This is a genomic window from Azospirillum agricola (assembly GCF_017876095.1).
Classification (GTDB): domain Bacteria; phylum Pseudomonadota; class Alphaproteobacteria; order Azospirillales; family Azospirillaceae; genus Azospirillum; species Azospirillum agricola.
In genome coordinates this window covers 19,282-33,041 of sequence record NZ_JAGINM010000042.1, presented here as the reverse complement: position 1 = coordinate 33,041, position 13,760 = coordinate 19,282, and the positions used below count along the sequence as shown (strand labels likewise).

Here is a 13,760-nt window from a genome sequence, read left to right as displayed (position 1 = left end):
CTGTGGAAAACCGGCCCGCCTACGCCAGCTCTGGGGGGCGCTTCGGCGGGCCGGTTCCCCACAGCTCCTACACCACGTTCAGGGACGTGACCCCATTATGCGGCAATGCCGGCGCGGGCTTCCGCCTGTTCAAACGGTCTGTACAGGCGGCCAAACGATCATTTCCTCAGAGCTGATCAAAATGTACAAAGGGGCGTTTTCCCCTTCGCCCCGGAGCTTCCGCATGGCCCTGATCGGCTACGCCCGCGTGTCCACCGAGGATCAGGCGACCTTCAGCCAGCTCGACGAGCTGAAGGCTGCCGGCTGCGGGGTGATCTTCGAGGAGAAGGCCTCGGGCGCCAGCCGGGCGCGGCCGGAACTGGCCAAGGCCGTCGCCCGCGTCCAACGTGGCGACATCCTGGTGGTGGCTCGCATCGACCGTTTGGCCCGCTCCCTCTCCCATCTTCTGGAGGTGATCGAGGGCCTGGAGGCCGTCGGTGCCCACTTCAAGTCGCTGCGCGATCCGATCGACACCTCGACGCCACAGGGGAAGTTCGCCCTCCAGGTGCTCGGCGCCGCTGCTGAACTGGAGCGCGCCTTGATCCGCGAGCGGACAAAAGCTGGGCTGCGAGCCGCCAAGGCCCGCGGCCGGGTGGGCGGGAACCCGGCGCTCAAGCGGCGCGATCCGGAGGCCATCGCCCAACTCTCCGCCATCCGGGAGCGGCAGTACATGGCGGACCTGTTGGCCGGCATGGCGGCGTGGCTGCCCAAGTTGCGGGCGCTTCGCCCGGCCAATTCCTGGGGCAAGGTGGCCAAATCCCTCGGGCGGTTGGGCTCGCCCGATCAGCCTTGGACGGCCGATCGGCTGTCGCGGGCGGTGCGCCGCCTTGTTGCGGAGGGACTGGCCGAGCCGGCATTGATCGAGCCGGCACCGCGCAAGCCGCCCAAGGACGACATCCTGTTGGTCATCGCCGGCATTAAGGGAGCCGATCCGGACCTCAGTCTGCGGAGCATCGCCGCGCGCCTGGAAGACCTACGCATCCGCACGCCGCGTGGCGGCACGACGTGGTCGGCCTCTTCGGTGAAGAACCTGCTGGACCGCGCCAAGGAGCAGGGGCTGATGCGCGAAGCTGAGACCACCTAGCGGCTGGTCAGCCGCCCACGCCGTGGGCTGGTGGGAAGACCGTCATCATGCTTGGTCTCAACCCCGACCGCCTCCGAATTAATCGGGGCGGCTCACACACACCCTCCCGACCAGTGCGTTCACATCACCGGCAGGACCGCGATGTCGCGAACCTCGTTCTGAAGCCCGGCGATCGCGCCGATTTCGGTTGCCGCACCGGTTTCGAGGTTGACGGTGTACAGCGTCGTCCCCGCCGCCAGGAAGGCGGTGTTCTTTCCGTCCCCGGTCGCCTGGATGTCGAAGGCGTAGGTCTTCGGAGTGTTCTTGATGCCGAGCGCGCCGATGGTCTTCAGCGTGCCGTCGTTCGGCTTGGTCTGCTGGACCAGGGCGCCCATCGTCGCGTCGATGTTGTACATCGCCGTCTTGTCCGGCTTGCCCCAGGAGTTGGTGTAGGCGGCGGCCATGACGTTCGGCGTCTTGCCCTTGTTCGCGTCGCCGTCCTCGAAGGCGAGCGTGCCGTCCACCGTGACGGCGCCAGTGTCGGGATGGACGCGGTGATTGGTCGTGCCGGTCATGAAGCGCAGGCGGTCGGCCATCGGGTTGAAATCGACCACGACCGGAGCCGCCTGCGTCACCGTCAGCGTCTTGTCCATCCTGGCGATCTCGGTCGCGGCGCCGGTGCCGGGGTCGATTGAGACGATGCGGTGGTCCGGCGTGACCCCAATGACGGTCTTGTTGCCCGGACGGAAATCGATGCCGACCAGCCGGTCGACGCCCTTTACCTCCATGGTCCTGGTGACGGCCGGCTTGGCCGTGTCGAACAGGACCAGGGTCCTGTCGCCGGTCAGGCCGAGAACCGGCGCGGCGGTGGCGGCCATGGCCGATCCGGTGAGCAGCGCGGACGCGAGCAGAGCGGTCCGAAAGGTGTGCATGGCTTTTCTCCCGTGCGTTTCCGTTGCGAGAGCGGCCCGGCGTGCCGCCATTTGGCGCTCTCGAACCGTAGGACCCGCAAGCCGCCGCCTTTGGATGCAGGACCCGCGAATATTTTTTCCGCGCGGTCGGCGCCGGCCGGCCCCACATGCAGGGATGTTGCGCTGTGGAATCGCGATGGAGGATGATGTTGGGCGTGGTGCAGGCGGAGCTGGACGAGCTTGGGGCCAACCTCGCGGCCTGCGCCAGGGGCGACCGGAGCGGCTTGAAGCGCATTTTCGATGGCGAGGCCGGACGCCTGCTCGCCGTCGCGGAGCGCATCGTGCGCCGCCGGGACGTGGCCGAGGAGGTCGTGCAGGAGGCCTTCCTCCGCATCTGGACGAGCGCCCATCAATACACACCGGACCGCGGGTCGGCGCGCGGCTGGATCACCGCCATCGTCCGCAACCGGGCGCTCAACACGCTGCGCGACGGCAGGCGCGAGGATCTGGTGGCCGACGACCGGCTGGAGGCCCTGTTGGACCGCGACCAGTTCGACCGGATCATGGCGTCGTGGCACAGGCTCGACCAGGACAGCCGGCTGCGGGATTGCCTGGGTTCGCTCGACGAGACCAAGCGGCGCGGCATCCTGATGGCCTATGTCGGCGGCTACAGCCATGGTGAGATCGCCGGCCGGCTGCGCATCCCGCTCGGCACGACGAAATCCTGGATCCGCCGGGGCCTGATGGCGCTGCGGGAGTGCATGGCGTGAGATACGACCGCAAGGATCTTCCCGAGATCGCCGACGAGTATGTGCTCGGCCTGCTGGAGCCGGCCGTTCAAGCGGAGGTCGAGGCCGCGATGGAGCGCGACGCTGACCTCCGCGTCGCCGTCGCTGCCAGCCGGGAGCGCTTCCTGCCGCTGGACACGGGACTCGAGCCGGCACCCGTCGCTGCGGAGCTGTGGGCCAGGATCGAGGCGGCGTTGCCGTCGGCCCAGGCCGTTCCGGGCGCGGTGCCGCCGACCGCAGCCCCGCTCCCTTCCTCCAACGACAACCACCCGCGCGCGTGGCGGGCGACGGCGCTGTCGGCGCTCGTCGCCTCCCTGCTGCTTGCCGTCGGGCTGACCTGGAGCCTGACGCGGACCACGGAGCCGCTGGTGATCGCCGTGCTGCTCGACGGGACGGGCGAGGTCCAGGCGGTCGTCGAGGATTTCGGCAACGACACCGCCAAAGTCCGGCTGCTCAACGCATTCACCGTGCCGGCCGATAAGACCATCCAGGTCTGGACCTTGCCCTCGCGCGAGATGGGGCCAGTGTCGCTCGGCCTCGTTCCGGGATCACGGTCGGCGGTCCTGGACGGTCCGTCGCTTCCCAAGCCCCGGCGCGACCAACTCTATGAGCTGACGCTCGAACAGGCGGGCGGCTCCCCCACCGGCCGGCCGACCGGCCCGATCCTCGCCAAGGGGTTCGCGAAGCCGCCGCTTTGATGCACAGAACGGAGGCCGATGGATGCCAGCGTGAAAAGGGGCGGCCGTGGCCGCCCCAGGTGGGGTCCGGACAGAGTCATTCCGGCCGGCCACCGCGGCGAAGCCTGGCCCCTTGAGAGCAGGTCCTAGCACCAACCAGCCGGACCGATCTTGATGCACGTTAATGTCACGAAAAGCCCGCCGGCTAGGCTGCTGACGGGCATGGCGCCGATTGCGGGCCTGCCGTGTGGATCGTGGACACACCCCTATTCTTCTGGAGCCCCTTTTTGGGAGCCGGCCGATGACCCTGCCGCTGACCGACCAAGAATCGAGCGTCGATCGATTGACGGGCCCGGCCCCATCGGGCCGTCGTGGGATCCGGCATCCGCGCTGGTGGCTGGGAGCCGTGTTCTTCCTGCTGGCGGTGGCGGCCCTGTTCCAGGCTGTCACGGGCACCCGCACCGGCGCTCCCGCCTATCGCACCGGCGTGGTGACCCGCGGGCCGGTCACCGCGTCGACCACCGCGTCCGGCACCGTAAATCCCGTCGTCACCGTGCAGGTCGGATCGCAGGTGTCGGGACAGGTCAGCGAACTGCTCGCCGACTTCAACACCGAGGTGACGAGCGGCCAGCTCATCGCCCGCATCGATCCGGCGTTGTTCGAAACCCAGGTCGCCCAGGCGGCCGGCGACCTTGCCGTCGCCCAGGCGGGCATCGAGACCCAGCGCGCCACCGTCAGCAAGGCGACCGCCGACCTGGAGGCCGCGCGCGCGACCCTGGCCACCGTCCAGGCCCAGCTGCGCAAGGCGCAGGCGGTCCTGCTCAACGCCCGCAACAGCTTCGACCGCACCGAACGGCTGTTCGAGCGTGGCAACGCCCCCGCCTCGGACCGCGACAGCGCGCGATCCGCCAGCGACGCCGCCCAGGCCGATGTCGAGGCTTTGACGGCGCAGCAGGTCAGCCAGCAGGCAACCGTCCGCTCGACCGACGCGCAACTCAGCCTTGTCCAGGCCAACCTGATGAGCGCGACCGCCCTCGTCCAGCAGAAGCAAGCGGCGTATCAGGGCGCGCGCATCAACCTGGAGCACACGCGGATTGTCGCCCCGGTCAACGGCACCGTCATCCAGCGCAACGTCGATCGCGGCCAGACCGTGGCGGCCAGCCTGCAGGCGCCGGTGCTGTTCACCATCGCCCAGGACCTGGCGACCATGCAGGTGGACGCCTCCGTTGACGAGGCGGACGTCGGATCGGTCAAGGTCGGCCAGACCGCGAGCTTCTCGGTCGACGCCTACCCGGACCGCAACTTCGCCGGCGCGGTGCTGCAAGTCCGCAAGGCGCCGCAGGTGGTGCAGAACGTGGTGACCTACGACGTGGTCATTTCCGCCCCCAACCCGGATCTGGCACTCCTGCCCGGCCTGACCGCCAACATCCGCGTCATCGCCGACCATCGCGACGACGTCCTGCTCATCCCCAACGCCGCCCTGCGCTACCACCCGGCCAACGTCGCCTCCTCGGGTGCGCCTTCGTCGGCGCGGACCGGTGAGGTCTGGGTGCTCGGGTCCGCCGGGACGCCGGAGCGCCGACCCGTTCGCCTGGGCGTCACCGATGGCACCGTGGTGGAGGTCGTCGAAGGCGGGCTGGTTCCCGGCGACCGGCTCGTTCTCGGTGAAACGGCGCCGGCGGCGGCCGGCACCGTCCCGTCCATGGGGCCCGGCCCACGCATCTGACATTGGGGAGGCTGGCCATGGAGGGCACGGGCACGGACCGCTGGCTGATCGAGACCGAGCGTCTGGGCAAGGAGTACCGGTTGGGCGACGTGCCCCTGCTCGCCCTGTGCGACGTGTCGGTGCGGATCGCTCCCGGTGAGTTCGTGGCGGTCATGGGTGCGTCGGGATCGGGAAAATCCACCTTCATGAACCTGCTCGGCTGCCTCGACAGTCCCAGCGCCGGCCTCTGCCGGCTCGCCGGACGCGACGTGTCGCATCTCGACGCGGACGAGCTGGCGGGCGTGCGCAACCGTCTGGTCGGTTTCGTGTTCCAGGGCTTCAACCTGCTGCCGCGGACACCGGCCGTCGAGAACGTCGAACTGCCGCTCGTCTACGCCGGCGTCCCCGCCCGTGAAAGGCGCAGCCGCGCCCTGGCCCGGCTCGCCGAGGTCGGTCTCGCCGACCGGGCGTGGCATCAGCCGTCCCAACTGTCGGGCGGCCAGCAGCAGCGGGTGGCGATCGCCCGCGCCCTGGTCAACGATCCGCTGCTGATCCTCGCCGACGAGCCGACCGGCGCGCTCGATTCACGCACCAGCGTCGAGGTCATGGCCCTGTTCCAGGCCTTCAACGCGCGCGGCATCACCGTCGTGCTGGTCACGCACGAGTCGGACATCGCCGCCTTCGCCCGCCGCACGCTGCGCTTCCGCGACGGCCGCCTGATCGACGACCGGCCTGTCGCGGCTCCCCGCGTGGCGGCCGAGGTGCTGGCCGGCTGGCGGCCGGCGGAGGTGGCGGCATGACCCTTGTGTCCTCCATCGGTATCGCACTCGCGGCCCTGCGCCTCAACCTCATGCGCAGCGTCCTGACCATGCTGGGCATCATCATCGGCGTGGCCTCGGTCATCACCATGATCGCGGTCGGTGCCGGCGCGCAGGCGCGCATTGCCGACCAGATCAACAGCCTCGGCTCCAACCTGATCGTGGTGGTGTCCGGCACCATCACCTCCGGCGGCGTGCGCCTCGGCTTCGGCACCCAGATGACGCTCAGCGAGGACGACGCACAGGCCCTCGAACGGGACATCCCCGAGATCTTGGCCGCGTCGCCGGGGGTCCGCGGCACCGCCCAGGTGATCTCCGGCAACCTCAACTGGTCGATCGTCATTTATGGCACAACCCCCGGCTATCTGGCGGTGCGGGACTGGGATGTCGCCCGAGGCCGGCCTTTCGAACCGGCGGACGCGGACCGCGCGGCCAAGGTGGCTCTGCTCGGCCAGACGGTGGCGACGACCCTCTTCGGCAACGCGGACCCTGTCGGACAGGTGGTCCGCATCAGGAAGGTGCCGTTCACCGTGATCGGCGTGCTCGACCGCAAGGGCCAGAGCCTGCAGGGCCAGGACCAGGACGACACGGTCATCATGCCGCTGAGCACCGCGCGCAACCGGGTGCTGGGGGCCAGCGAGGTGAACCGGCGCGCCGTCGCCGGCATCCTGGTCAAGATGCGGGACGGTGCCGACATGCGCACCGCCGAGACGCAGATCCAGGCGCTCTTGCGGCAGCGCCACCATCTCCAGCCCAGGCAGGACGACGACTTCTGGATCCGCAACCTGTCCGAAGTGGCCCAGGCCCAGGAGGCGTCGTCGCGTGTGCTGACGCTGCTGCTGGCCGCGGTGGCCTCGGTGTCGCTGGTGGTGGGCGGCATCGGGATCATGAACATCATGCTGGTCAGTGTGACCGAGCGCACGCGGGAGATCGGGTTGCGCCTTGCGGTGGGCGCCCGCAGTCGCGACATCCTCGGCCAGTTCCTGATCGAGGCGCTGACCTTGTCGGTGACGGGCGGGCTGATCGGGATCGCCGTCGGTGCCGCCGCGTCCTTCACCGTCGGCCATTGGGCGCGGTGGCAGACCGACCTCAGGCCGGAGTCCATCCTGCTCGCCGTCGGCTTCGCGGCCGCGGTCGGTGTGTTCTTCGGGTTCTATCCCGCACGCAAGGCCTCCCGCCTCCAGCCGATCGAAGCCTTGCGTTATGAATAGGGCTTCACCGGCAGCGGTCGGGCCATGGGCGATCATCCATCCGAAACGGAATCTGGAGGCTTCGAATGCGCATGGCAATGACGCTGGCGACGCTGTTCTGTGCGTCCTGCGTGGCGGTACCGCAACCCTTGCCCATGGCGACGCCCGTGGCTCCACCCATGGTCGGCGTTCAACAGCAATGCCGTGAATTCGACACGCCGGTCGTGATCGGAGGCAAGCCCCAGCAAGCTCACGGCACGGCGTGCTTGCAGGCGGATGGCGGTTGGCAGGTCATGCAGAGCATTGGAGAACAGCCACCGCAGTCGTATGAAGTGCAGCCAAGGATCTACGAGCCCTACTATCCGCCGGGCTACCTGTCGGAGCCTTGGTTCTACGGGCCACCGCTGTTTCTGGGCGGCGTGTTCATCGGTGGTGGCTGGGGCCGTCATCACAGCCACAGCGGCTGGCACGGGGTTTGGCGTGGTGGCTACCAGGGACATCGGTGATGGTCCGGCATACGCTGCCGGTCGATGGGCACCAACGACGATGCTGTGGGCGTCCGGCGGGAGGCAGGCGGCACCGAAGGGCCGGCACCTGGGTTTCATTGACCGTGAGGTGAGGGGCGGACCGGGCGACGACCCTGAATGCCGGCGACGCTTCAGAGGGCCAACCGCTACCCCCCACTGGGCCTCGCTTGCGCCGCAGGAGGACGTCCTATGAATCATCAGCAAACCTGACCGCTCTTTGCTGGAAGCCGGGGCGGCAGGCTTCCATCTCGCTCTCAGCGTCAGGGCGAGGTCGGCGATCTCCGCCGTCACGATGTCCAGCCGCAGGCATCCTGATGCAGATTAAGACGGAAAGCGATTTGCCGCTCCAGCGTCCCTGGAACTCCTGGTCCGGGAGCGCACGGTACGACCGACCGCCAACCGACGGACGCTTAACCCCGATCAAGGCGCCGCGGCGCGCGGGCCGCATCCTGTCCGCATCGGAAGACCGACTTCCGGAAACGCCCCTTCGCCCAGCCTCTCCAAACCGGTTCCCGCGAAGGGGGAGCCTTCACATCCCTTGGCGCACCGTCCTTTCCGGCCGGCGGCGCCCACAGGCAAAGTCGGAGTCAAGCATGCAACTGCACGGCAAGACGATCGTGATCACGGGAGCGGCGCAGGGCCTCGGTCGGGCGATGGCCGAGACCCTGGCCGGGCAAGGCGCCAACCTCGCCTTGGTCGACGTCGACGAAGGAGGTTTGCGGGAGACGGCGGAGCTCTGCGCCAAATCCGGCGGGCGATCCAGGGGCTATGCGGCCGATGTGACGAACGAACAGGAGGTCGAGGCGCTGTTCAAGCGTGTCCACGACGATTTCGGCGGCATCGACGCCCTCGTCAACAACGCCGGCATCACCCGCGACGGCCTTCTTGTGAAGGCACGGAACGGCAAGGTCGAGACGACGCTGTCGCTGGAGGCGTTTCGGAACGTGATCACGGTAGACCTCACGGGGGTTTTCCTATGCGGGCGGGAAGCGGCTGTGTGGATGATCGAGGGCGGGAAGCCGGGCGTGATCGTCAACATCTCCAGCATCTCCCGGGCCGGCAACCTCGGACAGACGAACTACTCCGCGGCCAAGGCCGGGGTCGCTGCCATGACGGTGGTCTGGGCCAAGGAACTGGCCTCCCACGGCATCCGCGTCGCCGCGATCGCTCCGGGGTTTTGCGACACACGCCTCGTCGCTGCGATCCCGACGACCGTTCGGGACCGGATCGTCTCGGCCATTCCGTTGCGGCGGTTGGCTCGGCCCGACGAAATCGCGCAGGCGGCGCTGTTCGTCCTGCAGAACGATTACCTCAATGGCCGGGTGCTCGACATCGACGGTGGTCTGAGGCTCTGATCCGCCGGGGCGTCGTCCGGCTCCCGGATCCGGACGCTGGCGGGCAGGTCGACCCTTGGCTCAGTCCTGCAGGACATAGGTTCCCGGCGCGTCGCAGATCGGGACAAGCCCGGCCTCGGGCGCTCCCATCGCGGGCGGGGCCTGCGAACCGTCCGAGCGCGCCTCCAGCCAGGACACCCAGTCCGGCCACCAGGATCCTTCCTTCAGCGGCGCGGTCGTGGCCCAGGCGTTGGCGTCGACGAAACGGTCGGTGCTGGAACTGGTGCGGATGCGGTGGGAGCGGCCCGGATGGCCCGGCTCCGAGACGATGCCGGTGTTGTGCCCGCCGCTGGTGAGCACGAAGGTCACGTCGGTGTCGGTCAGGAGATGGATCTTGAAGGCGGAGCGCCAGGGAACGACATGGTCCCGCTCGGTGCCGATGGCGAAAACCGGCGCCCGGATGTCGGTGAGCGCGACCGGCCTGCCGTCGGTCCGGTAACGGCCTTCCGCCAAGTCGTTGTCGAGGAACAGGCGCCGCAGATACTCAGAATGCATCCGGTAGGGCATGCGGGTGGCGTCCGCGTTCCAGGCCATCAGGTCGCTCATCGGCTCGCGCTCGCCCAGGACATAGGTGCGGACGAGGTTTGACCAGATCAGGTCGTTCGACCGGAGAAGCTGGAAGGCGCCCGTCATCTGCTTGGCGTCGAGAAAGCCCTGCTCCCACATCAGGTCCTCCAGGAAGGTGATCTGGCTCTCGTTGATGAAGAGCATCAGCTCGCCCGCCTCGGTGAAATCGGTCTGGGTGGCGAGCAACGTCACCGACCGCAGGCGTTCGTCCCGATCCCGGGCCATCGAGGCGGCGACGATCGCCAGCAAGGTTCCGCCGAGGCAATAGCCGACCGCATGGACCGACGCGCTGGGAACCACGGCCGCCACGGCGTCGAGTGCCGCCATCACGCCGAGCTTGCGGTAGTCCTCCATGCCAAGGTCGCGGTCGCCGGGATCGGGGTTGCGCCAGGAGATCATGAAGACCGTGAAGCCCCGCTCCACCAGATGCCTCACCAGCGAGTTGCCGGGCGACAGGTCGAGGATGTAGAACTTCATGATCCAGGCTGGAACGATCAACACGGGCTCGGCCTTCACCGAACCGCCGGCCGGTTCGTACTGGATCAGTTCGATCAGCCGGTTGCGGAGGATCACCTTGCCCGATGTCACGGCGATTTCGCGGCCGACCTCGAAGCGCTCGCTGCCGGCCGGCTTCTTGCCGGCGACCACCCGCTCCCAATCCTCGGCCAGGTTCCGCAGGCCCTGGACCATGTTCAAGCCGCCCTGCGACAGGGTCCGCTGCAGCAGCTCGGGATTGGTCGGCAGGAAATTGGCCGGCGAGAGCATGTCCAGGATCTGGCGGGAGACGAACTCGACCACCCGCTCATGCTGCCGGCTGACGCCGTGGACGTCGGTGGTCGCGTTGTGCCACCATTGCTGGCTGAGCAGGAAGGCTTGGGAGAGGGCGTTGTAGGGCCAGTGGCGCCAAGCCTCGCCGTCGAAGCGCCGGTCCTGCGGCAACGGATCGATGCAGCGGCCTGCGCCGTCCTCGATCAGGCATCGGCCGAGGTGGCGCGAGAGGCGGGCCGTCTTGCGCGCCGCCTTCTGGACGAGCTGCATCTGCTTGCCGGGACTGGCGGCAAGGTGGGACATCCAGTCGAGATAGGCACCGGCCAGCGCCGCCGGCGATACACCGCCCGTGAGACGAGCCTGCATCGCATGCAGCGACCGGTCGATGGTGTCGCCCAGCGCGGTCGATGCGTCAGAATCCCGGTCGTGACGATCCAAGGCGCCGTCATCGGACACGGCGAGGGGGCCCCGTGCCGTCCAGCCTGGGTTTCGGACGGGAAATGCGATCGATGGGGGATCGGCGTCCGGCATGGCGAGGGTCCGTGGCTGTGGTCCCGCCATCCCACGCAAAGCCGCCGCCCCGGTCCTTGATCCACGTTAAGGTGGCCGCCCGACGCATGGACGAAAAGGTCTCCGCACCGGTGCGGTCGCGCGAACCGGAGGGGCCGCGCCCCCGTCATGCCGGCCCAGCGACCCGAACCAGCGCCCGGCCGGACATAGCCCATGCCGTGCCGGCGTTCCCATTCTTCCGATTTCCACACGGAGCATCCTGATGCCGGCCCCCAAGACACACTCCGAAGGCGACGTTGCCCTGGCCGCCGGGGCGGTCGCGGAACTCGTCGACGGCCGCGCGTTGAAGCCCCCGGTGACCTTTCTCGATCGGCAGTGGCGGAAGGCGGAGGCCCGCTGCCGTTCGGAAAGCAGGACGCGAAGGGATCGGCCGGCATCGGGTGCAGCCCGTCACACGGCGGCGCATGGTCCTGTCCGGGGAGCCGGCGGCCTTGATCCCGGTTGACGCCGGGTTTCCGACCGGGACGCATGGGTTCCCGCTCGATGAACGCCGCCGCCGCCGGCACAAGCTCCGGAACACGATCCAGTCCATGGCGCTGATCGGAGGGTTGGGTGTCCTCGCCGCGGCCATCGGAGGGCTGATCGCCGGACCGCTGGGGATCCTGTGGATGATGGGCGTTGTCGGCGCGATGCTGGCGTTCGGCCCGGCCCTTTCGCCGGCCATCCTGCTGCGGCTGTATGGCGCTCGCCGTTTCGGTCACCGCGAACGGCCGGAGATCCAGGAAGCCGTCGCCCTGTTGGCTTGGCGCGCCCGGCTGTCCGGCGTCCCCGCGCTGTACCGGCTGGAGACGCCGGTGCCGAGCGCCTTCACGGTCGGTCCGACCGGCAACGGTGCCATCGTCCTGACCGATGGTCTGCTGCGGACGATGAGCCTGCGCGAACTCGAAGGGATTCTGGCTCACGAGATCAGTCACATCCGCAACCACGATCTCGGGACGATGGCTTTGGCCGAACTGATCGGCCGGGTCGCCCAGGCCATGGCGACGACCGGCCTGATCCTGCTGATCGTCAATCTGCCCCTGACGCTCCGCGACGGCGGCAGCGGTTCGTGGCCGCTGATCGCGCTGCTTCTCACGACGCCCACGCTCAACACCCTCCTCCAACGGCGCCTCGCCCGCACGCGGGAGTACGACGCCGACCTGGACGCCGCGGCGTTGACCGGCGATCCGGCGGGGCTGGTTGCCGCGCTGGTGAAGCTTGACGCGGACGAGGAGCGCTTCCGGGACCGGCGCCTCGGTCCCGGGCGGCGGCCCGTTCGGCTTTCCCTGCTGCGCACCCACCCGCAAACCGCGGCGCGGGTCGAGCGGCTGATGTCCCTCCAGCGGGCTTCGCAAGGCCGGAGACCCGCCCGCTGAACCGGGCGATGCGCCAACCGGAGCAGACGGACCGCGCGGCCGGCCGCCAAGCCGGGCGCCGTGGAACGCCTCGTCGGACGCCTCGCCTCGTCGGCCCCGTGGCGCCGGCACGCCGGCCGCGGTCTAATGGGCCATGAGGACCGGCGCCGTCATGCGCTTGAGCATCGCCCGCGTCATGCCGCCGAGCACCAGCTCGCGCAGCCGGGAATGACCGTAGGCGCCCATGACCAGCAGGTCGGTTCCGGAGTCCGCCATCCGGTTGAGCACCAGATCGGCCGCATCGAGCTCGCCGCTCCGAAGGCACAGGGTGTCCACGGACGCGTTGTGGCGGGCCAGATGCCGGGCGATGTCGGCGCCGGGATCCTCGCCATGGCTCCCTGCCGCCTCCGGGTTGATGGTGAGGACCTGCACCGACCGCGCCCTCTCGATGACGGGCATGGCGTCCGCCACCGCGCGGGCGGCTTCCCGGCCTCCGTCCCAGGCCACCAGGACACGCTCGCCGATCGTCGGGAAGGTTCCGTAATGGGGAATCAGCAGAATGGGGCGGCCGGACGACAGCAGAAGCTGCTCGGCGGCGCGGTCGTCGACATCGGAGGGGTCGTCGCCTCCGGGCTGGCCCAGGACGAGAAGGTCGGCGTAGCGGGCGTGCAGCGCCAGCCGCTCGGCGATCATCGCCGCAGGGCAATCCACGAGGCGGCGCCCGGTCGCGCAGCCCTGCCGCGCGAGCACCGCATCAAGCGCCGCCGCCGCGCGCTCCGCCGTCTCGGTCGCGCCCCGTTCCAGCGCCGCCATGACGGTGGCGGGGGGCGGGATTTCGCCGCTGAAGCGGAACTGCGGCTGCACCCGGACCACGAGCGCGGTCAGATGCGCGTCGAACCGCTCCGCCAAGCGGGCGGCCGCTTCGACCCGGCGGGTGCCGGCCGGCGAATGGTCGAAATGGACCAGGATTTCCTTGAAGGACATGGCGCGTCTCCCGCGTCGTGGATTGTCTCGCGGGAAGGATGGACCGGTTCCCGGCACCGGCCTTTACCTGGATCAAGACGGCCGTGGCGCATCGGTTTTGCTCCGTTCGGCGCCGGCAGCTGGCGCCGACCCGCTTGATCTGCGTAAAGGCCCCCGATCCCCGCTTCGGCGAGGATGGTCGTCCAAGCCGCCGGTGCGCCCCCGGTGCCGGGCACAGGCTTCTTCCGAAGGGGGAAAGCGGGACGAGATGCGATGCGATCATTGCTGGCTGCCGTGCTGCTCCTCGGCGCCTTCAGCGGTAGCCTGATCGGATCGCCCATCAGCAACAGCGGGATCGGCTTCGCCATCCCAATCACCCCGGCGAAGGGCGTGGTCGGGCGCCTGATCCGGGCGGGCGGTGCAGCGCCGCCCGAGTGAAGGCCGGC

Annotated in this window: 13 protein-coding genes; 10 read left to right on the top strand and 3 right to left on the bottom strand. The window is 69.1% G+C overall.

The annotated features are described in order from the left end of the window. The first annotated feature begins 223 nt into the window (after window positions 1-223). Entirely contained in the window at window positions 224-1,123 is a 900-nt protein-coding gene (locus J2847_RS32720) for a recombinase family protein (RefSeq protein ID WP_209782913.1), read from the top strand. Between the two features lie 119 nt (window positions 1,124-1,242). On the opposite strand, the gene J2847_RS32715 is transcribed toward J2847_RS32720, so the two are convergent. Further along, a complete protein-coding gene (locus tag J2847_RS32715) occupies window positions 1,243-2,034 on the bottom strand; it encodes a DUF4394 domain-containing protein (RefSeq protein ID WP_209782912.1) in 792 nt (263 codons plus the stop codon). Window positions 2,035-2,216: 182 nt separating this feature from the next. Here J2847_RS32715 and J2847_RS32710 point away from each other — a divergent pair, with 182 nt between their 5' ends. The 7 genes from J2847_RS32710 (at window position 2,217) to J2847_RS32680 (ending at window position 9,073) form a co-directional block, all read left to right on the top strand. Next, on the top strand, window positions 2,217-2,783 hold the full coding sequence (locus J2847_RS32710) for a sigma-70 family RNA polymerase sigma factor (RefSeq protein ID WP_209782911.1): 567 nt from the start codon (window positions 2,217-2,219) through the stop codon (window positions 2,781-2,783). Next, window positions 2,780-3,499, top strand: a complete 720-nt coding sequence (locus tag J2847_RS32705; RefSeq protein WP_209782910.1) for an anti-sigma factor — start codon at window positions 2,780-2,782, stop codon at window positions 3,497-3,499. Before J2847_RS32710 ends, J2847_RS32705 begins: the two co-directional genes overlap by 4 nt. Window positions 3,500-3,779: 280 nt before the next feature. Next, the gene (locus J2847_RS32700; protein WP_209782909.1) at window positions 3,780-5,204 is read left to right on the top strand and encodes an efflux RND transporter periplasmic adaptor subunit; all 1,425 of its coding nucleotides are present in this window, start codon (window positions 3,780-3,782) and stop codon (window positions 5,202-5,204) included. 17 nt (window positions 5,205-5,221) lie between these two features. After that, a complete protein-coding gene (locus J2847_RS32695; RefSeq protein WP_209782908.1) occupies window positions 5,222-5,983 on the top strand; it encodes an ABC transporter ATP-binding protein in 762 nt (253 codons plus the stop codon). Further along, a complete protein-coding gene (locus J2847_RS32690) occupies window positions 5,980-7,212 on the top strand; it encodes an ABC transporter permease (RefSeq protein WP_209782907.1) in 1,233 nt (410 codons plus the stop codon). Before J2847_RS32695 ends, J2847_RS32690 begins: the two co-directional genes overlap by 4 nt. Before the next feature lie 65 nt (window positions 7,213-7,277). After that, entirely contained in the window at window positions 7,278-7,697 is a 420-nt protein-coding gene (locus J2847_RS32685) for a hypothetical protein (protein ID WP_209782906.1), read from the top strand. Window positions 7,698-8,311: 614 nt separating this feature from the next. Further along, window positions 8,312-9,073, top strand: coding sequence for an SDR family oxidoreductase (locus J2847_RS32680; RefSeq protein WP_209782905.1), 762 nt, complete (start codon window positions 8,312-8,314; stop codon window positions 9,071-9,073). Between the two features lie 60 nt (window positions 9,074-9,133). Here J2847_RS32680 and J2847_RS32675 read toward each other — a convergent pair whose 3' ends face one another. Further along, on the bottom strand, window positions 9,134-10,978 hold the full coding sequence (locus J2847_RS32675; protein ID WP_209782904.1) for a PHA/PHB synthase family protein: 1,845 nt from the start codon (window positions 10,976-10,978) through the stop codon (window positions 9,134-9,136). 470 nt (window positions 10,979-11,448) lie between these two features. On the opposite strand from J2847_RS32675, the gene J2847_RS32670 reads away from it, so the two are divergent. Further along, on the top strand, window positions 11,449-12,372 hold the full coding sequence (locus tag J2847_RS32670; protein ID WP_209782903.1) for a zinc metalloprotease HtpX: 924 nt from the start codon (window positions 11,449-11,451) through the stop codon (window positions 12,370-12,372). Between the two features lie 123 nt (window positions 12,373-12,495). Here the strand turns inward: J2847_RS32670 and J2847_RS32665 are convergent, their stop codons facing one another. After that, window positions 12,496-13,335, bottom strand: a complete 840-nt coding sequence (locus J2847_RS32665; RefSeq protein WP_209782902.1) for a universal stress protein — start codon at window positions 13,333-13,335, stop codon at window positions 12,496-12,498. A 252-nt stretch (window positions 13,336-13,587) separates the two neighbouring features. On the opposite strand from J2847_RS32665, the gene J2847_RS32660 reads away from it, so the two are divergent. Further along, on the top strand, window positions 13,588-13,752 hold the full coding sequence (locus tag J2847_RS32660) for a hypothetical protein (RefSeq protein WP_209782901.1): 165 nt from the start codon (window positions 13,588-13,590) through the stop codon (window positions 13,750-13,752). Window positions 13,753-13,760: the final 8 nt, after the last annotated feature.